Raw genomic sequence first — 22374 nt, 5'->3', positions numbered from 1 at the left:
CGCAAGCAGTTCGGCAAGCCGATCGGCGACTTCCAGGGCGTCCAGTTCATGCTCGCCGACATGGCCATGAAGCTGGAGGCCGCCCGCCAGCTGACGTACGCCGCCGCCGCGAAGTCCGAGCGGGGCGACAGCGACCTCACCTTCCAGGGCGCCGCGGCCAAGTGCTTCGCCTCGGACGTGGCGATGGCGGTCACCACGGACGCCGTCCAGCTGCTCGGCGGCTACGGCTACACCCGCGACTACCCCGTGGAGCGCATGATGCGCGACGCCAAGATCACGCAGATATACGAAGGCACGAATCAGGTCCAGCGGATCGTCATGGCCCGCAACCTGCCCGGCACCCGGGGGAGCGCACGATGAACACGAACGACCCCGTCATACGCAAGGTCGGCGTGGTGGGCTGCGGACTGATGGGCGCCGGGATCGCCGAGGTATGTGCGCGTAACGGCCTGGAGACCCTCGTGTACGAGGTCGACGGCGCGGCGCTGGAATCCGGCCGAGACAGGATCACCCAGTCCCTCGCCCGAGCGCTCGAACGAGGCAAGCTGACGGCGCGGGACCGTGACGCCGTCGTGGGCGCACTCGCGTTCACGACCGATCTGAACGACTTCGCCGACCGGGACCTGGTGATCGAGGCCGCGCCGGAGGACGAGGCACTGAAGACCGACATCTTCGCCACCTTGGACCGGGTCGTTCTCCGGCCCGACGCCCTGTTCGCTTCCAACACCTCGTCCATCCCCATCATGAAGCTCGGCGCGGCCACTTCACGGCCGGGCCAGGTGATGGGGCTGCACTTCTTCAATCCCGTTCCGGTGCTCGATCTGGTCGAGCTCGTGCCGTCTCTGGTCACCGCCGACACGGCATGGGATCGAATGCGCCACTTCGCTGCCGACGTCCTGGGGCGGCATGTCATCGTCTCTCAGGACCGGGCGGGATTCGTGGTCAACTCCCTGCTGATTCCTTATCTTCTCGCGGCCATCCGTATGTTCGAGTCCGGATTCGCCGTTGCCCAGGACATAGACGAAGGCATGGTGCGCGGCTGCGCGCACCCGATGGGTCCCCTCGCGCTGGCCGACCACATCGGCCTCGACACGACCCTGGCCGTTGCGGAGTCCCTCTACGGCGAGTTCAGGGAGCCGCTTTACGCACCGCCGCCACTGCTGTCCCGGATGGTCGAGGCCGGCCACCTCGGGCGCAAGGCCGGCCGGGGCTTCTACACCTACTCAACACCTGCGGGCCGATGATCGCGCTGTACGGATCGTCGACGGCCGCCGTGCGTTTCCGTCCTGCGCAGGGGGGCCTTGTCACACCCCTGAACGCCGTTACCCGGCACAGCTCGGTCCTCCACAAGGAGGTCGAAGCGAGGAAAGTGGATGGGGGGCGAGCCACCCGCGAGGCGTGCGTCCCCCGAGTACCACGGTGGTGCATGGTGCGCGCACCATCCCGCACTGAAGAAAGCGCACGTCACATGCCCACATGGCTGATCACAGGATGCTCGACCGGACTCGGCCGCGCCCTCGCCCGGACAGTGCTCGAACGGGGCTGGAACGCGGTCGTCACGGCACGCAACGCGGCCTCGGTCCAGGACTTCCCCGCGCTGTACCCCCGCACCGCGCTCGCGCTCCCGCTCGATGTCTCCGACACAACGCAGGTCGCCGAGGCAGTCCGGGCGGCGGAGGGCCGGTTCGAGGGTGTGGATGTGCTGGTGAACAACGCCGGGCACGGTTATCGCGCCGCCGTCGAGGAGGGCGAGGAAGAGGACGTCGCCGAGCCCGCAGCACACGGGCCTCTTGGGACCCGGCGGTGTTCGGCCTCGGAATGCGCTCGGCTCGGAAGGGGCAGGGCATCGTTCAATGCGTACCGACCGGTCAGGTCCTGCCACGGAATCGACGCGCTGAGCTGATCGGTGCCTGCTCGGGCACGTACTGCTCGCAGCGCGGGTTGTGGCAGGGCCCCGCGGTCCAGACAGGGACGAAGATGCCCATGGTTTTGCGCCGCTCCACAACGGTGTCCACTTCCTGCTTGCACGAGCGGCAGACACGCGGGGGTGATGAGATCGCCTTGCCTTCTAGTCGGCTGCTCATATATGCCATTTTAGTATAGCTTTAATATTCCTTGAGGGTAATTTGGGATACTGGTCGCGGAAAGATGTCGGTTTCCGCAGGCCGCAACGTTTTTTCGGTCTTCTCACCCGTTCTCAGGCGGTTCGGCGGCGTTGTGTGGATCGGCTGTGGGCTCCGAGGCACGGGAGGCTTCCGTCCGGGGTTGGCCGTCGGCGTGGCCGGATGGCGGGGGACGCAGCACACTGAGCCCGACGGAGATGGCAAGGACGGTGACGATGACGGCGAGGCTGAGAAGCGAGGGGACTTCGGGTATGGCCGGGCTGATCGTCTTGTGGGACGCCTGGAGGATGAGCTTCACGCCGATGAAGGCCAGGATGAGCGCCAGGCCCTTGCTGAGGTAGTGGAAGCGGTCGAGAAGGCCGGCGAGCATGAAGTAGAGGGCGCGCAGGCCGAGGATGGCGAAGGCGTTGCTGGTGTAGACGATGAAGGCGTCATTGCTGACGGCCAGGACGGCGGGCACGCTGTCGACCGCGAAGACGAGGTCGGCGGCTTCGATCGCCGCGACGACGGCGAGCAGGGGAGTGGCGACGAGTTTGCCGGCTTCCTTGACGAAGAAATGGGTGCCGGCGTAATCGTCCCGCACAGGGATGATCTTGCGGAGCAGCCGTACGGCGATGCTCTTACCAGGGTCGAAGGAGTCTTCTTCCTCCTTGAGGATCTTGTAGGTGCTGTAGAAGAGGATGGCGGCGAAGACGAACAGGATGGCGGTGAAGCGGCTGACCACGGCGACGCCGGCGGCGAGGAAGAGGCCACGGAAGACCAATGCGCCGAGGACGCCGAGGAACAGCACGCGGTGCTGGTGGGCGCGCGGTACTTTGAAGTAGCCGAAGATCAGCGCGAAGACAAAGAGGTTGTCGACCGACAGGCTCTTCTCCAGCAGCCACGCGGTCGTGTATTCCACACCGGCAGTCGTGCCGACCACCAGGAAGACGACCGCGCCGAAGGCGATCGCGAGCCCCACCCAGACTCCGCTCCAGGCGGCGGCCTCCCGAAACCCGATGACGTGTGCCTGCCGGTGGGCGAGCAGATCGACTGTCAACGACACCACCACGGTGGCGGCGAACGCCAGCCACAGCCAGAGCGGCACATCCATGCGCAGGTCCGACCTTTCAAGCGCGATCGATCGGCAGCCTCCATTCGAGTCTGGAGCATCCGATGGTGGTTGTCTTCCCGACGGCTGGGTGCGCCGGCCCGGGGAGCGGTGCGTCTCAGAGTGCTTCGGGAAGCATCCTTGTGCGGGTTGATCGAGGCCGGCGTCGTCGTCAGCGCCGGCCTCAACGCCCAGGTCCCCGAGTTGCGCGACGTGAGGGCCCAGCGCTACTGGGCGGCCTCGTCGACATGCCCCCGACGGCCTACCGATCATCGACGACTTCAGCCTCTCCCGCTTCACCAGCGGCCCTGCTGTCGGCCGACCTCGCCATCGGGGCTGCCCATCGGCCTTCCCCCCACGGGACGAGGAACATGAGCAGCTCCGCGACGACCGGGTCCCTCGATCCCGGACTCCGCGCACTTGATCGTCGGCACCTGCGCCCGGTGCTGTTCGAGGCGCAGTGGATCCACCGTCCGGCGAGTCCGCCCGCCACCGTGTCGGATCTTGCCTGGGACGTGGCAGACGACCCGGACACGCTGCGTGCCTGGGCGCTCGCCTGGGACAACGGGGACGGCAACGCGGACCTCTTCCGGCCCGAACTGCTCCACGACCCAGCCATCTCTGTGCTTGCCGGACAGTCCGCCGATGGCCGAGTCGTAGCCGGAGCGGTGGCGAGCCGCAGCGACCACGTGGTCAAAATCTCCCATGTCTTCGCGCTGGACGGCGGCGCTGACGCGACCTGGCCGGTCGTACTGGACGCGGTGAATCGGCTGTCCCCCACCCTGCCGGTGGTCGGCTACGAGCAGGGCGACGACCTGGCGGCCGCCATTCGCCATGGCTTCGCCCCGGTGGGCAAACCGCGGATCTGGCAGGACCTGGGCGACCGCCAGGCACAGCAGTTCGCGCCCGTCAGTTTGGCGGTCGCCCGGTCCGGCGGCAAGGGGCCACATGGTCGTCGATGAACACGTACAGTGCCGCCAGAAGGGCGTCCGAGCCAGAAGTCACACTCAGGCCAACGGACGCCCTTCGCCATGGTGGCGGCCGTCCCGGACATCGGACTCACTCATCCCGTGCGCCCGCGACCCTCTCGACGGATCCCGTCTCGCGGGGCAGGCGGGACTTCGGCGTCAGGGCGTACGGGACTGATCGAAGAGCCAGTCGATGACGACGTCGTTCTCATAGGCCTGTGCCCACGCGAAGTGCGGGCTCACCGGCGTCGTTCCGGGCGTGTAGCTCGTGAACAGCACCTGGCTGCCGGCCCGGCGAGCCCGGTTCAGCAGGGCCCTGGACCGGGCTTCGAACTTCGCTTTCGGCAGGTCGTTGGCCCACTCCCCGCGGGTGATCTGTGCACCGGCGCTCTCCAGGGCGTTCATCAGCGTCCAGGTGCCGGGTCTTCCGAACCGTCCCTCGCGGTAGGGGACCACCGGGTCGTCGATGGAGTGATCGGCCCAGATCGGGATGTGTGTGATCCCACCCATGGTGGACGGGTCACCCCAGCCGGCGGTGGCCAGGGCCGCGGCGAAGGTGTGGGGATGCCTGGGGAGCAGATTGAAGATGCCTCGCGCACCCGATGACAGGCCGACGAGATAGATCCGGTCCGCGTCGACGGGGCGCTGCGTTGTGAAGGTGTCGATGAGTTCGACCAGCGCCGCTCGGACCTTGGGGTCGGTCCAGTCCGTACCGTCGGGGCCGTCCATGGGGCGGGGGAGTGGGATCTGGGGAGCGAGCACGAACGCCGGGTGGCGACGCTGGCGTTCCGGCTTGGCGAAGGTCACGGCGATGCGATTGGCGGTGAGCTGGGTCATGTTGTTGTCGGCGACCTCGCCGCCGCCGTGCAGGGTGACGACGAGCGGATACCTGGTGGCCGCCCCCGGACTCCGCACGAACCCTTGCGGCTGGTACAGCCGGAAGGCCAGCTCGAATCCCGTGGAGTCGGTGAACGATCCCGCCGTGAAGTCGTCGACCACCGGTGTGATGACGTCGTCGTTCCGGGTCGCCAACGGGCCGGCCGCGAGCACCAGGTCGCCGCCGGGGGTCCGCACATCGGCCACCTGCCTGATGGCGTAGGCGCGATGGAGCGGAAGCGGGTCGGTGCCGGAGGCCTGCGCATTTGCGTCGTCCGGGTCGAGCTCGATGATGAGGTATCTGCCCGGCCGTCCCGCGTTGGGGAGGGCGTTCGTCCTGGCCGCGGTGTTCGGATAGACCCGGGTGACCGTTCGGGCCGCGCTCTGCCCGCCGAGGTCGGCGGTGACCTGGAACGCGGAGGGCGGGATGATGCCGCCGCGCAGGACAATGGGATTCGCGTAGTGGACGGCGACGGCGGTCACCCGCCAGTTGTTCCTGGGCGTCACCCGTGTGATGAGGGCGGTCCGCAGAGCGGGCCCGGCTCCGGACCCCGCCGGTCGGCGCGGCGCCGGGGCATCGGCCGCGGCGGTGGCCGCGTCGCTCAACGTCGAGGCAGTGACGGTCCCCGCGGCGATGGTGAGCGCCGTACGTCTGGTGATGCCGCGCATAGGTCCTCCGTAAGGTGTCGGGCGGCCCGAAGGAGGGCCGGATGTGGAGCCGTTCGCCTGGTGCGGTGAACCGAGGAAGAGCCGTACGGCGTGGCGAGCGCCGACGCGTGGCGGGGCAGATGGCGAGGCAGGCGGTGGAGTGTCGCCGTATCAGGGTGAGTCTCCAAGCCGTGCTCGAACGGTGTCCAGCATCCGGACCGGGATCTGTCGATGCGTCATGTGCATCAATCCGGCCGTCTGCTCGTGCTCCTCGGGCAGGGGAAAGACAACTCCGCGGTGTGCACGACGGTCTTATGCGCAAAGGACAGCTTCATATCCGGGGGCGAGGGGTGGCCCTGCCTCCGTGCGAGTCCGAAGCTCTTGTTGTATGCATGCCAACAGGTGGGCCCTATCCGCCGAAGGGATCGTCAGATGCGTTCAGCGCCGCCTCCCTCTTCGCCCAGCGGCGCGCCCGCTGAGAAGGAACCAGCCCCCCGCTCGGTGACGGGCCGGGTTCTGAGCGTGCTGGACGCGTTCGCCGGAGAACGCCGTCGGCTGACGCTTTCGGATATCAGCCGGCGAACGGGGATGCCGCTGGCCACTACTCACCGGCTCGTCGGCGAGTTGTTGTCCTGGGGTGCGCTCGAACGCAACCGGAACGGTCGCTACGAGATCGGCCTGCACTTGTGGGCGGTCGCGGCGATGGCCCCACGGCGGCTGGAGCTGAGAGACGTGGCGATGTCCTTCCTCCAGGGCCTGCACCGGAGGACCGGGCGGCAGCAGGTTCGGCTGACGGTGCTGGACGGCCTGGAGACGGTGCTCGTCGAGCGGATCGGCGCCCCGGACGCCGACGGAGCGGGCGAACCGGTCGGCGCACGCCACCGGTGACGGCCTGGTGCTCCTCGCGTACGCCGGGGCGACCACCCAGGAACGCTATCTGGCTCACCATGCCCCGGCGACCGGCCTGCGTCGCATGCTCGCCGAGGTGGAGGAGACGGGCCTCGCGGTGATCGGCCGGTGGCCCGGTCCGGCGGGCACGGTGTCGGCCGCGGCTCCTGTACGGGACGCGACTGGCGAGGTCGTGGCCGCCGTGTCCGTCGTCCCGGGGGCCGCTGCCGCCGGACGGAGCGTGCTCGCGCCCGCTGTCATGGCCACCGGCCGGGCCATCTCCCAGGCGCTGTGCCATCGGCGGAACGGCGCATGAGCCCGACACCTCCGCAGGGCGCGGTCACGGACGGAGCGGGCAGCACGGGCTCGTGAGGAGGGCTCCCGCGGCGGACCGCGGGAGCCCTGCGAGGACCCGCTCAGAACGGGCAGGTGTCCTGCCAGCGCGTGACCAGGGTGGGGCTGTTCTTGTCCGCTTCCCGCGCGGCACCGCACAGGAACGGGCTGAAGCGGGTGTCGCCGTGCAGCCAGCGGCTGAAGAACGACACGATCCACTTGCCCTGCTTGGCCTTGTTGCCGTAGCCGGTCATCGGGCAGAGATGGTCGCCGGGAACCTCGATGTAGAGCTTCTCGGCCCGGGACATCGAGTTGTACCAGGGCAGAGCGTAGGTGTTGCCGTGAGCGACGGGGTCGCTCTGGCAGGTCATGAAGAAGGTGGGGTCGGTGACTCCGGAGAAGTTCTGGTTCGGGTAGTAAGGTGCCAGGGGTGCGCCCGCCCTGAAACGGGAGTCGTCCCGGAGGGCGGCCATGACGCCACCGCCGCCCATCGAGTGCCCGGCCGCGCCGAGCGTGCCGTTTGCCTTCCCGTAGATCGGGTTGCCGACGGTGGAGCTGAGCGAGATCAGCTGGGTGCCGGCGGCGCTGATCTGGCGGCCGCGCGACGCGGGATCGTCGCCCAGTGTGGAGGTGCCGACGTTGATGACGACGAAGCCCCAGGAAGCGAGCCGGGGCGCGAGCCACTGCAGGTTCTGCTGGGTGCCTTGATAGCCCGGCATCAGCACGACGCCGGGGTACGAGCCGCTGGCCGTCGGGTAGGTGATCGTGCCGGACCCGTACCCGCTCGGACGCGGAACGGTGTAGGTGGCGGTGGTCAGCGGCCCGTTCGTGGCCTCGAGTGAAGCGGTGGTCGGATTCGGGGTCGCCGCGCGGACGGCAGCGCTCTCGGTGGACGGTCCGGTCGCGGGCCTGCTCTGGGGCTGCCGCACGGCGGCCGCGGTCGGTGTGACCGAGACGGCGAACAGCGCCGAGGCGAGGGTGGTCGCCAGCACGAACAGCACGGCCACGACACGGGGCCGGGACCGTAACGGCGAAGTCCTTCTGGACGAACGACGGGTTGGACGCATCGATGGACCTCCAGGATGCGGCGCGGGTGCGCGCTGCCGGAAGCGCAGCGCGCCCCGCAGCGTAAAGTGCGCCACAGACAGCCTGAAGTCGGGTTTCTACCCAGCGGAAGGGAAATGAGTTGTCCGCGGTGACGGTGCCGCGGGGTTCGCGGAAGTCGGGTTTGGGCTTGGCGAGGGCCTCCGGCGAGGTGTTCTCACCGATGGTCTCGTCCCGGACGAGCTCGGTGTCCGGACAGGGCAGGACCTCGGCGTCGTACGCCCCGCCCTTCCAGGCTCGTGCCGCTTCTCGTAGTTGGTGAGCGCGAAGGCGTCCTGGGTCTGGCGGGTGATGCCGTGCGCATCGATTCCACCCGCCGGCCGCGGATCGCCCGCCGGCAGGCACGGGTAGCAAACACGGGTTGCGCGAGGGGTGTTGACGTCTCTCGCCGCCTGCCTATCATCCATGCTTGTCCGAACTTCCGATTGTTGTTCGGTATGTCGAATAGTCATTGGGTGGGACGGGCATGCCCGTGGCGCGAGGCTCATCCACGCGCATGTGATGCCGTACGTACATCGTCGCCCCTGTGACTTCTCCGCTCATGCCAGAAGGAGAGTGATCCTCCGTGCCATGGCGTCGTCACGAGCACAGCCGCCGCGCGGCCCTGGCTATGACCACCGGCGTGATCGCGGGGGCCGCGGCCCCCGCCGCCTTCGCGGCTCGCGCCGCCGCCTCCAGCGGCAACGCCGCGACCACAGCCCTCTCGGCCACTGCGGCGCAATACATGAATCCGGTGATCTGGCAGGACTTCGCGGACATCGACATCATCCGCGTCGGCAACGCGTACTACTACTCGGCCTCCACGATGCACTACTCGCCGGGGGCGCCCATCCTCCGCTCGTACGACCTGGTCAACTGGGAATTCGCCGGCCACTCGGTGCCGGTGCTGGACTTCGGCCCCGCGTACGACCTGGGCGGCTCCCGCGCCTACGTCAAGGGCGTCTGGGCGTCGTCGCTGGCCTACCGCCCGAGCAACCGGACGTTCTACTGGCTCGGCTGCATCGAGTTCTCCAAGTCCTACATCTACACGGCCCTGTCCGTCGAAGGGCCCTGGAACAGGCTCACCACCATCAACAACGCCTATTACGACGCGGGCTTGCTCATCGACAGCGACGACACCATGTACGTGTCCTACGGGAACACCATCATCAGCGTGGCCCAGCTCTCCGCCGACGGGCGCACCCAGGTCCGAGCGCAGCAGGTGTTCACCGCCCCGTCGAGCGTCGGGACCCTGGAGGGCTCCCGCTTCTACAAGATCAATGGCAACTACTACATCTTCCTCACCCGTCCGGCGAACGGTCAGTACATCCTGAAGTCGACCAGTGGCCCGTTCGGCCCCTACACAATGCGGCAGGTGCTGCTCGACCTGCGCGGTCCGGTCCCCGGTGGCGGGGTGCCGCATCAGGGCGGGCTCGTGCAGACTCCTGGCGGCGCCTGGTACTACATGGCCTTCGTGGACGCCTACCCCGGCGGCCGGATCCCGGTGCTGGCCCCGGTCGGGTGGACCTCCGACGGCTGGCCGGTGGTGGAACTGGTCAACGGTGCCTGGGGCGCCTCGTATCCCAGTCCGGCCGTCGTCCCGGCCCCACCCCTCCAGGCCGCCCCGCTGACCGGCGTCGACACCTTCGACGGTACGTCCCTGAAGCCGACGTGGGAGTGGAACCACAACCCGGACAACACCAAGTGGTCGGTGAACAACGGCCTGACCTTGCGCACCGCGACGGTCACGAACGACCTGTACGGGGCCCGCAACACCCTCACTCACCGGATCCAGGGGCCCACCTCCACCGCCACCGTCCAGCTCGACCACTCGGCGATGCGAGACGGCGACCGGGCCGGACTGGCGCTGCTGCGTGACTCGTCCGCGTGGATCGGTGTGAAACGGGACGGCGGGGCGACCCGGGTGGCGATGGTGGGCGGGCTGACCATGGACGGCAACTGGAACACCACCGGCACCGGAACGGAGCTCGCGAGCGCCGCTGTCCAGGGCGGCCGCATCTGGCTGCGCGCCACCGCCGATATCCGCCCCGGCGCGGGACGGCAGGGAACCTTCTCCTACAGCACCGACGGCACCCGCTTCACCCGCCTCGGGCCCCCGTTCACCATGGGCAACGACTGGCGGTTCTTCATGGGCTACCGGTACGCCATCTTCAACCACGCCACCCAGGCGCTCGGCGGCTCGGTCAACGTCACCCGGTTCGAAATCACCACCCCCTGACCGGCCCTCTCCGGGCCACTGTCCGAACAGGGTCGCGAACGCACTCGTACGGCCAATTTTGGGAGCGCTCCCATCACCCCGGACGGGCCGGAGACCGGGACGCCGACCGACTTCCACCTCACCCACCTGGCCAGCCGGGCCGCCGGCGGTGCCGGGCTGGTGATGGCCGAGGCCACCGGGATACGGTCCGACGGGCGCATCACCCCCTGGGATCCGGGGCTGCGGAACGAGCGCCAGCAGCAAGCGTTCGCGCGCATCACCGCAGCCATTCGCTCCCACGGGTCGGTCCCGGCCGTCCAGCTCGGCCATGCCGGCCGCGAGGCATCCGTCGACAAGCCCTGGCTCACCGGCCGGTAGTACCTACCCGAGGCCGAGGGCGGCTGGCAGACGGTCGCGCCCAGCCCGGCGCCGTTCGCCGGGCGGTCCGTGCCGCACGAGCTCACGGTGGACGAGATCCAGCAGCTGGTGCGGGAGTTCGCCGAGTCGGCGAAGCGTACCCTGGCCGCGGGCTTCCAGGTGGTCGATTGCACGGCGCCCACGGCTTCCTGATCGACTCCTTCCTTTCTCCGGCCTCCAACGACCGCACCGATTCCTACGGCGGCAGCTTCGAGAACCGTCTGCGTTTTCCGCTCCCGGTGGTCGAAGCCGTTCGTGAGGTGTGGCCCGACGACCTGCCGGTCTTCTTCCGCACGTCGGCCACGGACTGGCTGACCGAGAATCCGGAGGACGAGCGTGAGGGCTGGACCGGCGACGACACCGTCTGCCTCGCCAAGGAACTGGCCGCGCACGGCGTGCGGGTGTGGAGGCGGGCTACTTGGGCGAGGCCGAGGTCGGACGATCATTGCCGTGCATGGAGAGGCTGCTTCGTGTACGTGTCGGTGGGGGCCCTGGGGACACAACGGTTTCGTACGACGCGGCCGGCTCGCTGGTGATGAAGCCAGTCGGGCAGGCGCTGGCGGGGCCGCTCGCGGTCGTCGCGGGGACGGTGCCGCTGCTGTGCGTGTCCGCGTCGATGGCGCTCGTCGCCTGCGCCCTGCTGTTGGCAATCCCGGCCGTGCGCGGCCTGAAGCGCGTAGAGGGCTAGCAGCCTGTACCCCGGTATGGTCTGTGGGCCACGCCGCACACCCGCTTTCGCCGCTGGGCGGCGGACGGCACTTTCCAGCGGATGCTCCAGGCGGCCCCGGCCGGGCCGACGCCGCCGGGGGCATCGAGTGGCTAGTGGCGGTCGACTCCACCAGCGTCCGCGCCCGCGAACATGCCGCCGGGGTGCCTACCCGCCAACACCCCCGACCGCGAAGAGCCGATGAATGTCGCCGATCAGTCAACGTAGACGTACTGATTGAGGACGTTGATCGAAGGCGACAGATGGCTCTCAGGGGTGCCGTTGGAGTGCACCCAACGCGACAGATGTGTCGCCGGCGTGGGGCCCACTTTGGATGTACCGAGGTACGATCACTCCGCTGGTCTGGGATTTTTGCGCTGGTTGGCATGGAAGCGCGCTTTCTTCTGACGATTCCCACACGTGTTCATGTCGCACCATTTGCGAGTGCGACTCTGGCTGGTGTCGAAGAAGGCGGCCTGGCAGGTTGGTGATGCACACAAGGCCAATTTTCCGTCTCGTTCGCCTGCGATGATGCTGATCGCGTCGGCGGCGATCACGCTGAGGGCATCTTCCACGCAGGAAGCCGAGCTGAGTCGCCATCGCCGCTTACCGTCGGGCGTCAGGATCGCCGCGGCCCGACCCTGAGCGCTGCGGTCATTGATGACTTGGACGGCAGACGCAGGGAGAGCGTCCTGGAGCGCGGCCGCTGTCGCGGCGGCGTGAATCGACTCCCTCAGTTCCCGGGCGAGGTCGAGCTGGGCAGTGGTGCAGGAGTCCACGGCGAGGCCGCTCACTGCCAGCCAGTCGATGAGTCGGTGCGGCGTGGGGATGCGCTCCACAGCGTCGCCATGACGCTCGGACAGAGTCCCCGTGAAGCTGGTCGCCAGCACGTTACCGAGGCGGAAGTCAGGGAAGCCAGCACGCATGGAACCACCTTAGCCGGTTGCGGCGTGGCTCGGAGAACTGCTAGAACCGCCTTAGCCGGTTCGCGGTAGGTCGTAGCCGGTTCCACGATGGCCAGGAGGTCTCATGCCCCGTCCAACCAGCGACGTGCAAGCATTTGAAGCCCGCGCCACTGACACTGATCTCGACGATCTGCGCGCGCGACTAGCCGCGGCGCGGCTACCGGAGGCTGAGACGGTCCATCGCGCCGCGCCCGACCCTCGCCGATGGGAACAGGGCGTTCCTCTCGCTGACCTCGTCGATGTCGTGCACTACTGGCGCACCGCGTACAACTGGCGGTCGTTCGAAGAGCGCCTCAACCGTATCGGCCAGTTCCGTACGGCCATTGATGATCTGGGAATCCACTTCCTGCACCGCCGATCCGCGCGCGCGGATGCCATTCCTCTGATCTTGACGCACGGCTGGCCGGACAGCATTGTCCGGTTCATCGATGTAGTAGACGAGCTGGCAGATCCGAAAGATGCAGACGCGCCGGCGTTCCATGTCGTGGTCCCGTCGCTACCCGGCTTTGGTTACAGCGACAAGCCGGCCACCACCGGGTGGGGAACCGAAAAGATCGCGGCCGCATGGGTGGAACTGATGGGAAGGCTCGGCTACAGCAAGTTCGTAGCCCACGGCGGCGACTGGGGAGGCAATATCACCACGGTTCTCGGCGGGAGGTTCCCGGCACACGTTCTCGGCATCCACACGACGTTCGCGGAGGGACCGCCTGGTTTGACAACGGACGGGCTGACGGCGGTGGAGCGCAAGTGGGCCGAGGAAACCCACCATTTCTGGCGCCATCGCGCGGCGTACGCGAAGCAGCAGGCGACCCGACCGCAGACCATCGGCTACTCGCTCGTCGACTCACCGGTCGGGCTTCTTGCCTGGATCCTTGACAAGTTCGCCGAGTGGTCAGACACCGAAGACAGCCCGTTCGAGACGATTTCCATGGACCGCGTTCTCGACGACGTCACCCTGTATTGGCTGACGCGGACCGGCGCATCGGCGGCCCGCATTTACTATGAAAGCCACAACTCGCTCGATCCCGGACTTCGGGTCGACGTCCCGTCGGCACTCACTATGTATCCCCGCGACGTCGAGAAGTGCCCGCGCCCCTGGGCGCAGGAGCGGTACCGACAAATCGTCCGATGGAGGTTGCCCGAAACCGGGGGACATTTCCCGTCGCTGGAGGTTCCCGAGTATTTCGTCAGAGATCTGCAAGAGGGCCTCGCGGCAGTGCTGGCCGCCCATCGGTGAACGCGGCTCGGCGCCCCGGCACTCGATCACCGCCTGATCCGGCTCAAGGCGTTGCCCGACGGCTTCCGGACCGAGCTCATCGAGACGGCAGAACGTGGTAGGACAGGGCGCAGCGCGTCAATCTCCGAAGTCGATCTCGCTATGACCACCAACGGGGTCCTGCTGCCTGCCAAGGCCGACCGTCTCGCGGCTGCTGGCTTGCGCCGGACAACGGTGAGCCTGGGCTCCGGCTCGTGCACGTCGACCAGTACTACCTGCGCGCCGACACCATCGCCGCGGCGAACGCGAGGCTCATCGAGGCCCGGGCAGCCGTGCCCATCGTCCGGTTCTGGGGCGAGGGCCTGCTCGCGCCCGTGGACGGGCTGCGGGGTTCGTCGTCCCCGTCCGGATCGTCAGCGCGGCGCCGTCGCCGAAGTACTTCGGCTTCAAGCGGGGCATCACCTGGCTGAACGCCCTCAACGACCCGGTCGCGGCATCGGGTAGAGGGTGGTCCCCGGGACCCCGCACGACTCCCTGCACATCATGGACGCGCTGCTGAACCTGGACGGCGGGACGGAGATGGTGGCCACCGACAACGCCTCGGCTGAAGGTCACCGGCTCCGTGGTCACCAACCAGGCCCGGGCCTACGACCTGCAGCGGATACTCGGACGGGAGAACCGGCCGATCCCGCTGGGGCAGGCGTTAGCCGAGTACGGGCGGATCGCCGGGACCGAGCACCTGCTGCGCGGGGTCGACCCGGTCGACGACACACCGACCGGCGGCAGATGAACCACCAGCTCACCGCGCAGGAGGCCCGCTGCGCGACCCGGACGCGCCGGAACTGGGGAAGGACGACGACGGCGCGCACTGACCCGGGTGGACTGCTGCACAGCCGGCCCGGGGCAGTGCCCCCGGCGGGAGGATCGATCAGGTGAGGAACTCGGTCACCGTCTTGGTGAACCAGTCGGCGTCTTCCCCGGCGATGAAATGCCCGGTGGGGGCGACTGTGCCCTGCACGTTGTCGGCGTGGGGGGCCAGGGCCTGGGCGGTGGAGGTGCCGGAGTGGGCGGTGCCAATGGCCAGGACGGGCATGGGCAGCTTCTTCTCGGCGAGCAGCGCGCGGTTCTCGCGTCCGTCCTCCAGGAGAGTGCGGTAGTGCTCGAAGCCGCCACGCAACCGGTCCCGGCCGGTGTACTCGTGTGCGTAGGCGGCGAGGTCGGCTTCGCTGAAGGTGCCGGGGCTGGACATGGCGGTGAACGTGGCGGTGACGAATTCCAGTTCGTGGCCGTCGAAGAGCATCTCCGGCACGTGCGGGGTCATGAAGAACCCGAAGTGCCACATGCCGCCCTCGGCGACGTTCATGGCCTCTTCCAGGCCGAGTCCGGGCAGGAGGGAGTCGACGAGGACCAGGTGGGATATGTCGTCGGGATGGGCGGCGGCCCATGCGAGGGCGACCATGGAGCCGATGCCGTGGCCGGCCACGGCCACCGGCCCGGTCAGCTTCAGCGCGTGAAGCAGGCCGCGTATGTCGTCGGCCTGGTTGGTCTTGGCGTAGCCGCCTTCGGGCCGGTCGCTGGCGCCGGCGCCGCGCAGGTCGGGGACGACGACGGTGTGGTTCTGGGCGAGGGCGGGCATGACACGGGCCCCGGCGCGGGAGGTCTGCGGCCAGCCGTGGAGCAGGACCAGGACCGGTCCGCTGCCGCCGACGGCGACCGAGAGATGAGTGTCATTGGTGGCGATCCGCTGGACGCGGAAGCCGTCGGGAAGCCAGTCGGCAGTGCTCACGAGAGGCCCTTCCATCAAGGGTGAAAGTGATCAAGAGGTGTACTGGGGGAGCCGTATCGAGGCGGCTTCGAGGGCAGAGGACTTCGCCACCGCCGCTGTTCCGCGGCGGTGGCGAAGCCGTGGTCAGGCGCTGAGTGTGGCGAGGCGGCGCAGGCGGTCTTCGCCGATCATGGTCAGCATGTCGGTGTGCTGGGGCTGCCGGCCGAGTTCCTGCTGGGCGCTGACGGCGCGGATGCGGCTGGAGGCGGCCATGATGAGGGCGCCGAACTCCCCCCACACCCCGGCGGCTTCCCCGGGGTGACGCTGCGCGCCTCCACATCGAGGTCGGCGGCGACGCGTTCGGCGATCCAGCGGTTGGGGGTCTCACCGGCCACCGCGTGGTAGAGCCCTCCCGGCCGGCCCTTCTCCAGCGCGAGGCTGAACAGGCGGGTCACGTCGTCGATGTGGACGTGGCTGTAGGTGTTCAGCCCCTCGCCGACGTAGCAGGCGGCACCGGTCGCAGCGACGGACTGGTAGATCATCGATGTGTGGCCGTGGTCGCCGGGGCCCCAGATCAGCCCGGGGCGGATGACCATCGCGCGCGGCCCTTCGGAGGCGGCGGCCAGGACCGCGTTCTCGGCGGCCTTGCGGAATTCGGCCGGCGGCTCGGGCGTGAACGGCTCGTGCTCGGCGTACACCTCCGGGCTCCAGGCACCCGCGGTGCGCTGCAGCAGCACCCCGCTGCCCGACAGGAAGACCAGCGTCTTGCCCGTCCCGGCCGGCGCGCGGGTGAGGTCCTGGACGGTTGCGGTCTCCTGCTCCGCTCCGGCCTGGGCGGCGTAGATGACCGTGTCCGCCTGCAGGGCCGCCTCCACGACGGCCGGGCGACGCTCGTCCAGGTCTCCCGCGACAGGGGTGATGCCCTGGGCGTGGAGGCCGGCGGCGGCGGTTTCGGTGCCGGCCAGGCCGGTGACCGTGTGGCCTTCGGCGGCCAGGTGGCGAGCGAGGGCGCCGCCGACGAAGCCGGTGGCACCGATAACGAAGATGTTCATGGCGCGGTACCTCAGACGGTCAGGCCGGAAGGTTGCTGCGCTCGCCGCCGTCGGCGAACAGCACGGCACCGTTGACATACGAGCTGGCGGGGCCGGCCAGGAACGAGACGATCTCGGCGACCTCCGCCGGGTCACCAGCCCGGCCGCGCGCGTTGGTCGCGTCCAGGGCCGCGATGTGCTCGCCGAACATCGCCTGGGTGCCTTCGGTGTGGACCGGGCCCGGGGAGACGGTGTTGACGCGCACGCCGGATGCGCCGAACTCGGTGGCCCAGTAACGGGTGAGGATCTCCACACCCGCCTTGGACGCGCCGTAGGCGGCGCCGATCGGGGCGGGCTGGCGGGCCGCGCTGGAACCGACGATCACGATCGAACCCTGCCCGCGCTCGGCCATACCCGGTGCGAGCGCGCCGACCAGCAGGAACGGGGCGCGGGTGTTGACCGCGATGTGGCGGTCGAAGCTCGCGGCGTCCGTCGCGGCGGTCGGGGCGAACTCGTACAGGCCCGCATTGCTCACCAGGATGTCCACCGCCCCGGCCTCGGCGGCCAGGCGCAGCGTGTCGTCCGCGTCCGCGAGGTCGGCGGCGACGAACCGCGCGGCGCCGCCCTCGGCCGTGATCTCCTTCATCAAGGCCTCGGCCCGCGCTTGGTCGCGGCCGTGCAGCACGACCGTCGCGCCCTGGCGGGCCAGGTTCTGCGCGACGGCTTTGCCGATCCCCGAGGTCGCCCCGGTCACGAGTGCGGTACGGCCCTGCAAAGGGGTACTGGTGCTCATCATCAATGCCTTCGGTAGTGGTCATGGCACGCCGCGTGGATCACACACGCGAAGCCGTTACTCAATCCACTATGCATCGCAGATGTTCTGTCGACAAGAACATCTGTTGACAAGCTCATGCTGGTAGGCTGTGCGCGTGAGCGCATCCAAGTCCGAGAAGAAACCGAGCGGCGAGACCGCGGACCTGGCACTGGATACCGATCTGGGCTGGGCGATCCGCATGGTCTCCTCGGCGTTCCGCCGCGTGGCCACCGAATCCGTCGCCGACCTGCCCGGAGGCGCGCGCGCCTACCTCGTCCTGGTCGCCCTCGCCGGCGGCGAGCCGCCCTCTCAGCTCGCCCTCGCCAAAACGGTCAGCCTGGACCGCACCGTGATGACCTACCTCCTCGACGACCTCGAAGCCCACGAGCTGGTCACCCGCAGGCCCGACCCCCGCGACCGCCGCGCCCGCCTGGTCCTGATCACCGACACCGGACGCGCCCGCCTCGACCAGGTACGCCACAGCCTCGCCGCCGCCGAGGCCCGCCTGCTCACCGACCTCGACGACCACGACGCCCATCAGCTGCGCACCCTGCTATCCCGCGTCGCCCAGACCGCACAACGCGACTCCATCGCTCCTGACGAAGCAGACTGCTGACGCGCCCGCCCGCGCCCGCCATACCTGTCGTCAATCGTTCGATTGACGACAGGCATGGCGGGCGCCCAATGACCCCTGGCTTTCCGGGGCCCCCGGAGCTGCCGGTCGCTCTCGACATGTCGGGCAAGGTCGCCGACTTCCTCCGCACCGCCTATAAAACTTTCGCGCGTGCCGCCGTCCGGATGCTGAGGTGGCATGGTGACCAACCACGATGAGGCGGCGGCTGTCCGACCGTTGACACTGGCTTGGGTGAGCCGACACCTGGAGGCCGGTGAACGGATCGTCGGAACGCAGGCACTGCACGGCGGCATCACTGCCGAAATGCGGAGGCTGACCATCGGCAGGCGGGACGGAGGCACTCGTGACCTGGTGCTGCGGAGCTTCGTCAACGTGGAGCACGCTGAGGACCGGCTGCACAGGGAGGCCGGCGCCCTGACCCTGCTCACGGAGACCGGCGTGCCGGCTCCTGGACTGGTCGCGGTTGATCCGACCGCGGCGTATTGCGAGTATCCATCGCTCCTGATGACGCATCTGGCGGGCCGGACGGTCCTCGACGATGAAGGGTTGGAGACGCACGTCCCTTTGCTGGCCCGTCAGCTCGTGGCGATCCACGCGGTGCGACCTGCCGTGCGTCCCCGGAAGTATGTGGCGTTGACGACCGCCGAGACCGTCGTGATTCCGAAGGGGGTCGACGTGGCGGTATGGACTGCGGCGATCGACGTGATCCGCAAGCCCGCGCCGCCCTATGAGGGGCGATTTCTGCACCGGGACTTCCAACCCGGCAATGTGCTGTTCGACGTGCCGCCCTCCAGGCCGGCAGGTGCCCGGATCACCGGCGTCGTCGACTGGGCAGCGGCCTCCTGGGGCCCGACGGATCTCGATGTGGCGCACTGCTCCACCACTCTCGCGCTGCTGCACGGCCCGGCGTGGGATCTGCGGTTCGCCGAGGCGTATGAGGACGCAGGCGGGGTGCCGGCCGCGACCGCGAGCGAGCGGCTGTACTGGCGGGTGCGGAGTGGGCTGGCGTTCTCGGAAGAAGTGCGGTTGGTGTCGCAGCCATGGCGGGAGGCGGGGAGGACGGAGCTGACGACGCGCGCCGTGGAGGAGCGGCTGGATGCCTATGTCACCGCCCTGATGGACGCACTGGTCTGAGCCAAGGCGGTCCGGGGCGCGGCCCCGGCCTGCTCAACCAAGTGGGGGATCAAGCAGACCCTGGGGATTTTCGGGGCTCTGGCCGCAGTTCCGTGAAGCGCAAGTCAGCGACGGAAATGTAACATCCTTCGTCTGGGTGTTCGCTTCGTGGCGATCAGTCGGGGACGTGTGGATAGCGGGGGGTCGGCTGTCTTGCGATGATCGATGGTGCGGCCGGTTCATGCCTGGAACTCGGTGAGATCGATGGTGTGAACGCGCAGCGGATAGGCATACACCGGGTGCGCCGTCTCTCGCTCGGGCACCATGCCGAGCTTGCGGATGACGTTCTCGGAGGCGTCGTCACCCACCCGGATGATGCTGATGATGTGGTCGAGGCCGCGGTCCTGGAGCGCGAACTCCAGCGTGGCGTGGGCGGCTTCGGATGCGTATCCCTGGCCCCAGAACGGGGAGCCGAGCCGCCAGCTGATTGCCACGCCGGGCAGTACCTCCGGCAGGAACTCGGGCACGGACAGACCGGTGAAGCCTGCCAGTTCACCCGAGGCCAGCAGCTCGACGGCGAAGAGTCCGAAGCCCTCCTCGTCCCACTCCTCCTCCCACCGCTCGATGGCCTCCGCCGTGTGGTCCAGGTCGCGCACCGTGCCGTCGTCAATCCAGCGCATGACCCGTGGGTCCGCGTTGATGTCCGCCATCGGCGCGAGGTCGTCGTCATGCCAGCGACGGAGGAGGAGGCGGGGTGTGCGGATCTCGGTCATGGCGCCCATCCTGCCGAAGACAACGGCCTTATCGGTAATCCGGCGCTCGCCCGTGCTGCCGCTGCGGGACGCAAGGCATCATGCCGCCTGCACCGCACACCGTGACGGGCGAAACATCGGGCCGACTGCCGGGCAGATGACGTGCCACTTCGACGGCGCGGTCGATAGGTGAGACCGATTCGGTGGCAGCTGCACCCACCTCGGACCACATCGGCAGGTGGAGATGGCACCACCAGCCGCCCCGAGGGCCGGGGCGCCGGAGGCGGCCGAAGAACTGGGCGGTCACGCTCTGGCCGTCGGGCCGGTGCCGGATGGACCTGTCCCATGAAGTCACCATCGATGATCGAGTGCGAGACGGCCGCGGCCCGCAGTACGGCCGATACCTCTCACCCCACCGTCGTCTTGCCTACTCCGGCTCGCCCTCCGATGAGCAGTACTTCCCCGTGATCCATGGGGGCAGCCTGCCAGCTCACATCCGTCTGAGGCGATCCGATATCGATCGGTTCCGTGGCCACCTGGCTCGCCGGCAAAATCACGAGCTGCGATACCTCCGCCTGCGCAGAGGCCCGTCGTCAACGGCATACCTCCGCGCGCGGAAGAGCTGCGCCGCAGTAGTCGGGCATGGGCTCTCCGGCTCACTTCCGCGGGCGGGAGAGGAGAGCGGACCGGGGGAGCGGCGTGGTGGTTGCGCTCGGCTCACCTGCACCAGCGCATTGCATGGCAGGGGCGGCAGGATTCGAACCTGCGGCGCGCGGGTTTGGAGTCCGCTGCTCTGGCCGGGCTGAGCTACGCCCCTTCGACGCGGTCAGTCTGGTACCTACCGATCGTGACGGCTACAGGAATTTTGAGCGGCTGAGTGGTGGATGACGACCAGTGCGCCGATGGCCGGGCGATCCGGGCCATAGAGAGGCCGGGAGGGCGTCCGCCCTCTCGCGGGCCGACGGGCCGGGGCGGTTATGGTTCCATCACCCCCGGCGCTACAACCGGACCGGCCGACGGGAATCCAGATGGGGAAATGCGCCGGGCGGTATCGCGCCGCTCGGCCGACCAAGCACAGTGGGGAAGGCACATCACGATGACGAGCGGTGACACCGCGGCACTCGACGACCCGGTGGGCGAGTCGCTGCGCGGACGCCACGCAGGTCTCGGGCGCAGACTCGGCCGGGCTGCCACCTACCTGCCGGGAGTCGCGACCTTCTCGGCGGTACCCGCCGACGCGGACGCGGCGGACTGGGCCGGCCTCGCGGGGCTCCTCGGTCGAGAGGCGTTCGCCGACATGTTCAGCTGCCAAACGCCCCCTCCTCCGGACTGGGAGCCGGTTTTCACCCTAGAGGGCCGGCAGATGATCTGGCCCGGCAGCGGCCGTCCCGACCTGCCTGAGGCCGCGGCAGGCGCCGACGTGGTGGAACTGGGTGCGGCCGATGTGCCCCAGATGCTCGACCTGGTCGCACAGACCCAACCGGGACCGTTCTGGCCGCGTACCCGCGAACTCGGCACCTACCTCGGCGTCCGCGATGGCGGCAGACTGGTGGCCATGGCGGGCGAACGGCTCCGACCCCCGGGATGGACCGAGATCAGCGCCGTCTGCACGGCCCCCGAGGCCCGCGGGCGAGGCCACGCCGCCCGCCTGGTCAGCACTCTCGTCGCACGCGTCCTGGCTCGCAACGAACGCCCCTTCCTGCACGCGGCCGAGACGAACACCGGCGCGATCGCGCTCTACGAACGGCTCGGCTTCGCGAGCCGGAAGCACGTGACCTTCCGCGGCTTCCGCACTCCGTGACCGCGCCGCCCCGCCCGGATAGCGCGCGCCGTGTCGGCAGGGCTGACCACTACAGGGCCTGGCCGAGGCATCAGCCACCGGACCGAGGGGGGTCCGGCGCCCGGCAACAGCAGCGATCCGCATCCGCACTGCCCCGGGTGCTCGAGCGCCACGCGTCGGTCCGCACCTCCGCGAAGCGACTCGGTCCAGCAGCCGTCGCGCGGTCGTCGGTGACGCAGCGGTGATTCACCGGTGACGACGCCGTCGGCCATCGGGGCCTGCGGAGGTCGCAAGAGCATCTGTCCCCATGTCTTTGCGCATGGCTGGCGTTTCCGTGTGGGTGGACGGGCTGCCGCCGCACCCGACGGGGGCGGGTCACGGCAGCGGCCCTGGATGGCCCGGAGCCGGACGGGAACCGACTGCCACCGGGCCGGTCTCGGTGTCGGGATCAGAGCAGCGCCTCGGCGGTGATGGGCAGTTCGCGGACCCGGCGGCCGGTGGAGTTGAAGACCGCGTCGGCGATCGCGGGCGCGACGCCGACGTGGACGACTTCGCCGAGTCCTTTGACGCCGAGCGGGTCGGCTTCGCGATCCTCGCCGTCGAGGTAGATGGCTTTGAGATCGGTGACGTCGGCGTTGACGGGGACGAGGTAGTCGGCCAGGTTGGCGTTGACGATCCGGCCGTCGCGGTGGTCGGTGACCGTGTGTTCAAGGAGGGCCGTGCCGATGCCGCCCACGATGCCGCCGATGGCCTGGCTCTCGGCGAGCTTGGGGCTGATGATGCGGCCCGCGTCGTACACGCCGAGCATGCGCCGCGCCCGCACCCGCACCCGCACCAGGCCCAGCGTCGCGTCGACGGAGACCTCGGCGAAGGTGGCGTTGTCGGCGTAGAAGGAGTGCCGGATGCAGGCTACAGCTGTGCGGTAGCAGGCCTCCACGCAGAAGCTGCCTACTT

At 69.0% G+C, this 22374-nt stretch carries 19 protein-coding genes, 1 tRNA gene and 5 pseudogenes; 14 read left to right on the top strand and 11 right to left on the bottom strand.

Going from position 1 to position 22374, the window contains the following annotated elements:
• The 3 genes from ACFYOY_RS44760 to ACFYOY_RS44750 all read left to right on the top strand — a co-directional run.
• A partial coding sequence (locus ACFYOY_RS44760; RefSeq protein WP_351902878.1) for an acyl-CoA dehydrogenase family protein occupies nucleotides 1-360 on the top strand: 360 nt, incomplete at its 5' end.
• Complete coding sequence (locus ACFYOY_RS44755; RefSeq protein WP_351902875.1) at nucleotides 357-1244, top strand: 3-hydroxybutyryl-CoA dehydrogenase; 888 nt, start codon at nucleotides 357-359, stop codon at nucleotides 1242-1244. The genes ACFYOY_RS44760 and ACFYOY_RS44755, both read left to right, overlap by 4 nt.
• Before the next feature lie 224 nt (nucleotides 1245-1468).
• Nucleotides 1469-1903, top strand: coding sequence for an SDR family NAD(P)-dependent oxidoreductase (locus ACFYOY_RS44750; protein ID WP_351902872.1), 435 nt, complete (start codon nucleotides 1469-1471; stop codon nucleotides 1901-1903).
• A 284-nt stretch (nucleotides 1904-2187) separates the two neighbouring features.
• Here the strand turns inward: ACFYOY_RS44750 and ACFYOY_RS44745 are convergent, their stop codons facing one another.
• Entirely contained in the window at nucleotides 2188-3216 is a 1029-nt protein-coding gene (locus tag ACFYOY_RS44745; protein ID WP_351902869.1) for a TerC family protein, read from the bottom strand.
• Between the two features lie 440 nt (nucleotides 3217-3656).
• Here ACFYOY_RS44745 and ACFYOY_RS44740 point away from each other — a divergent pair.
• Nucleotides 3657-4082: pseudogene (locus tag ACFYOY_RS44740) on the top strand (hypothetical protein); the annotation flags it as partial.
• Nucleotides 4083-4340: 258 nt separating this feature from the next.
• Here ACFYOY_RS44740 and ACFYOY_RS44735 read toward each other — a convergent pair.
• Complete coding sequence (locus tag ACFYOY_RS44735; RefSeq protein ID WP_388593643.1) at nucleotides 4341-5726, bottom strand: PHB depolymerase family esterase; 1386 nt, start codon at nucleotides 5724-5726, stop codon at nucleotides 4341-4343.
• Between the two features lie 480 nt (nucleotides 5727-6206).
• On the opposite strand from ACFYOY_RS44735, the gene ACFYOY_RS44730 reads away from it, so the two are divergent.
• Nucleotides 6207-6593: a helix-turn-helix domain-containing protein gene (locus tag ACFYOY_RS44730; RefSeq protein WP_388593641.1), complete on the top strand. Its 387-nt coding sequence runs from the start codon at nucleotides 6207-6209 to the stop codon at nucleotides 6591-6593.
• Between the two features lie 7 nt (nucleotides 6594-6600).
• Nucleotides 6601-6909: an IclR family transcriptional regulator C-terminal domain-containing protein gene (locus tag ACFYOY_RS44725; RefSeq protein WP_388593639.1), complete on the top strand. Its 309-nt coding sequence runs from the start codon at nucleotides 6601-6603 to the stop codon at nucleotides 6907-6909.
• Nucleotides 6910-7009: 100 nt separating this feature from the next.
• Here ACFYOY_RS44725 and ACFYOY_RS44720 read toward each other — a convergent pair whose 3' ends face one another.
• Nucleotides 7010-7933: a triacylglycerol lipase gene (locus ACFYOY_RS44720; protein WP_388593637.1), complete on the bottom strand. Its 924-nt coding sequence runs from the start codon at nucleotides 7931-7933 to the stop codon at nucleotides 7010-7012.
• Nucleotides 7934-8640: 707 nt separating this feature from the next.
• On the opposite strand from ACFYOY_RS44720, the gene ACFYOY_RS44715 reads away from it, so the two are divergent.
• The 3 genes and pseudogenes from ACFYOY_RS44715 to ACFYOY_RS44705 all read left to right on the top strand — a co-directional run bounded on the left by ACFYOY_RS44715 (nucleotide 8641) and on the right by ACFYOY_RS44705 (nucleotide 11332).
• Nucleotides 8641-10248, top strand: coding sequence for a glycoside hydrolase 43 family protein (locus ACFYOY_RS44715; protein WP_388593650.1), 1608 nt, complete (start codon nucleotides 8641-8643; stop codon nucleotides 10246-10248).
• Between the two features lie 81 nt (nucleotides 10249-10329).
• A pseudogene (locus ACFYOY_RS44710) lies at nucleotides 10330-11042 on the top strand (NADH:flavin oxidoreductase/NADH oxidase); the annotation flags it as partial.
• 134 nt (nucleotides 11043-11176) lie between these two features.
• Nucleotides 11177-11332, top strand: coding sequence for a hypothetical protein (locus ACFYOY_RS44705; RefSeq protein ID WP_351902858.1), 156 nt, complete (start codon nucleotides 11177-11179; stop codon nucleotides 11330-11332).
• Nucleotides 11333-11700: 368 nt separating this feature from the next.
• On the opposite strand, the gene ACFYOY_RS44700 is transcribed toward ACFYOY_RS44705, so the two are convergent.
• Entirely contained in the window at nucleotides 11701-12276 is a 576-nt protein-coding gene (locus ACFYOY_RS44700) for a CGNR zinc finger domain-containing protein (protein ID WP_351902856.1), read from the bottom strand.
• A 103-nt stretch (nucleotides 12277-12379) separates the two neighbouring features.
• On the opposite strand from ACFYOY_RS44700, the gene ACFYOY_RS44695 reads away from it, so the two are divergent.
• Both ACFYOY_RS44695 and ACFYOY_RS44690 read left to right on the top strand, forming a co-directional pair.
• Entirely contained in the window at nucleotides 12380-13552 is a 1173-nt protein-coding gene (locus tag ACFYOY_RS44695) for an epoxide hydrolase family protein (RefSeq protein ID WP_351902853.1), read from the top strand.
• A gap of 212 nt (nucleotides 13553-13764) precedes the next feature.
• Nucleotides 13765-14350 (top strand): annotated as a pseudogene (locus ACFYOY_RS44690) (Tn3 family transposase); the annotation flags it as partial.
• Nucleotides 14351-14459: 109 nt separating this feature from the next.
• Here the strand turns inward: ACFYOY_RS44690 and ACFYOY_RS44685 are convergent.
• From ACFYOY_RS44685 to ACFYOY_RS44675, 3 genes are all read right to left on the bottom strand, one after another.
• Entirely contained in the window at nucleotides 14460-15317 is an 858-nt protein-coding gene (locus tag ACFYOY_RS44685) for an alpha/beta fold hydrolase (RefSeq protein WP_388593634.1), read from the bottom strand.
• 173 nt (nucleotides 15318-15490) lie between these two features.
• Nucleotides 15491-16348, bottom strand: coding sequence for an NAD-dependent epimerase/dehydratase family protein (locus ACFYOY_RS44680; RefSeq protein ID WP_388593632.1), 858 nt, complete (start codon nucleotides 16346-16348; stop codon nucleotides 15491-15493).
• Nucleotides 16349-16367: 19 nt separating this feature from the next.
• Nucleotides 16368-17120: an SDR family oxidoreductase gene (locus ACFYOY_RS44675; RefSeq protein ID WP_351902844.1), complete on the bottom strand. Its 753-nt coding sequence runs from the start codon at nucleotides 17118-17120 to the stop codon at nucleotides 16368-16370.
• A gap of 136 nt (nucleotides 17121-17256) precedes the next feature.
• On the opposite strand from ACFYOY_RS44675, the gene ACFYOY_RS44670 reads away from it, so the two are divergent.
• Nucleotides 17257-17757, top strand: a complete 501-nt coding sequence (locus ACFYOY_RS44670; RefSeq protein ID WP_351902841.1) for a MarR family winged helix-turn-helix transcriptional regulator — start codon at nucleotides 17257-17259, stop codon at nucleotides 17755-17757.
• Between the two features lie 195 nt (nucleotides 17758-17952).
• On the top strand, nucleotides 17953-18909 hold the full coding sequence (locus tag ACFYOY_RS44665) for a phosphotransferase family protein (RefSeq protein WP_388593629.1): 957 nt from the start codon (nucleotides 17953-17955) through the stop codon (nucleotides 18907-18909).
• Between the two features lie 218 nt (nucleotides 18910-19127).
• Here the strand turns inward: ACFYOY_RS44665 and ACFYOY_RS44660 are convergent, their stop codons facing one another.
• The 3 genes and pseudogenes from ACFYOY_RS44660 to ACFYOY_RS44650 form a co-directional block, all read right to left on the bottom strand.
• A complete protein-coding gene (locus ACFYOY_RS44660; protein ID WP_351902835.1) occupies nucleotides 19128-19661 on the bottom strand; it encodes a GNAT family N-acetyltransferase in 534 nt (177 codons plus the stop codon).
• Between the two features lie 284 nt (nucleotides 19662-19945).
• Nucleotides 19946-20134: pseudogene (locus ACFYOY_RS44655) on the bottom strand (hypothetical protein); the annotation flags it as partial.
• A 245-nt stretch (nucleotides 20135-20379) separates the two neighbouring features.
• Nucleotides 20380-20457 (bottom strand) — tRNA-Trp (locus tag ACFYOY_RS44650).
• A gap of 279 nt (nucleotides 20458-20736) precedes the next feature.
• On the opposite strand from ACFYOY_RS44650, the gene ACFYOY_RS44645 reads away from it, so the two are divergent.
• Entirely contained in the window at nucleotides 20737-21441 is a 705-nt protein-coding gene (locus ACFYOY_RS44645; protein WP_388593627.1) for a GNAT family N-acetyltransferase, read from the top strand.
• A gap of 427 nt (nucleotides 21442-21868) precedes the next feature.
• Here ACFYOY_RS44645 and ACFYOY_RS44640 read toward each other — a convergent pair.
• Nucleotides 21869-22306: pseudogene (locus ACFYOY_RS44640) on the bottom strand (molybdopterin cofactor-binding domain-containing protein); the annotation flags it as partial.
• Nucleotides 22307-22374: the final 68 nt, after the last annotated feature.

It is taken from the genome of Streptomyces sp. NPDC007875 (assembly GCF_042868035.1).
GTDB lineage: Bacteria > Actinomycetota > Actinomycetes > Streptomycetales > Streptomycetaceae > Streptomyces > Streptomyces antimycoticus.
The sequence above is the reverse complement of the archived record's forward strand: the minus strand, read 5'-3'. Positions and strand labels throughout refer to the sequence as shown.

Coding starts and splice junctions, on each gene's coding strand:
- ACFYOY_RS44695 (WP_351902853.1), top strand. CDS start 12,380: ATGCCCCGTCCAACCAGCGACGTGCAAGCATTTGAAGCCCGCGCCACT.
- ACFYOY_RS44715 (WP_388593650.1), top strand. CDS start 8,641: ATGACCACCGGCGTGATCGCGGGGGCCGCGGCCCCCGCCGCCTTCGCG.
- ACFYOY_RS44645 (WP_388593627.1), top strand. CDS start 20,737: ATGACGAGCGGTGACACCGCGGCACTCGACGACCCGGTGGGCGAGTCG.
- ACFYOY_RS44700 (WP_351902856.1), bottom strand. CDS start 12,276: ATGCGTGCTGGCTTCCCTGACTTCCGCCTCGGTAACGTGCTGGCGACC.
- ACFYOY_RS44675 (WP_351902844.1), bottom strand. CDS start 17,120: ATGAGCACCAGTACCCCTTTGCAGGGCCGTACCGCACTCGTGACCGGG.
- ACFYOY_RS44745 (WP_351902869.1), bottom strand. CDS start 3,216: ATGGATGTGCCGCTCTGGCTGTGGCTGGCGTTCGCCGCCACCGTGGTG.
- ACFYOY_RS44680 (WP_388593632.1), bottom strand. CDS start 16,348: ATGAACATCTTCGTTATCGGTGCCACCGGCTTCGTCGGCGGCGCCCTC.
- ACFYOY_RS44755 (WP_351902875.1), top strand. CDS start 357: ATGAACACGAACGACCCCGTCATACGCAAGGTCGGCGTGGTGGGCTGC.
- ACFYOY_RS44660 (WP_351902835.1), bottom strand. CDS start 19,661: ATGACCGAGATCCGCACACCCCGCCTCCTCCTCCGTCGCTGGCATGAC.
- ACFYOY_RS44735 (WP_388593643.1), bottom strand. CDS start 5,726: ATGCGCGGCATCACCAGACGTACGGCGCTCACCATCGCCGCGGGGACC.
- ACFYOY_RS44750 (WP_351902872.1), top strand. CDS start 1,469: ATGCCCACATGGCTGATCACAGGATGCTCGACCGGACTCGGCCGCGCC.
- ACFYOY_RS44665 (WP_388593629.1), top strand. CDS start 17,953: ATGGTGACCAACCACGATGAGGCGGCGGCTGTCCGACCGTTGACACTG.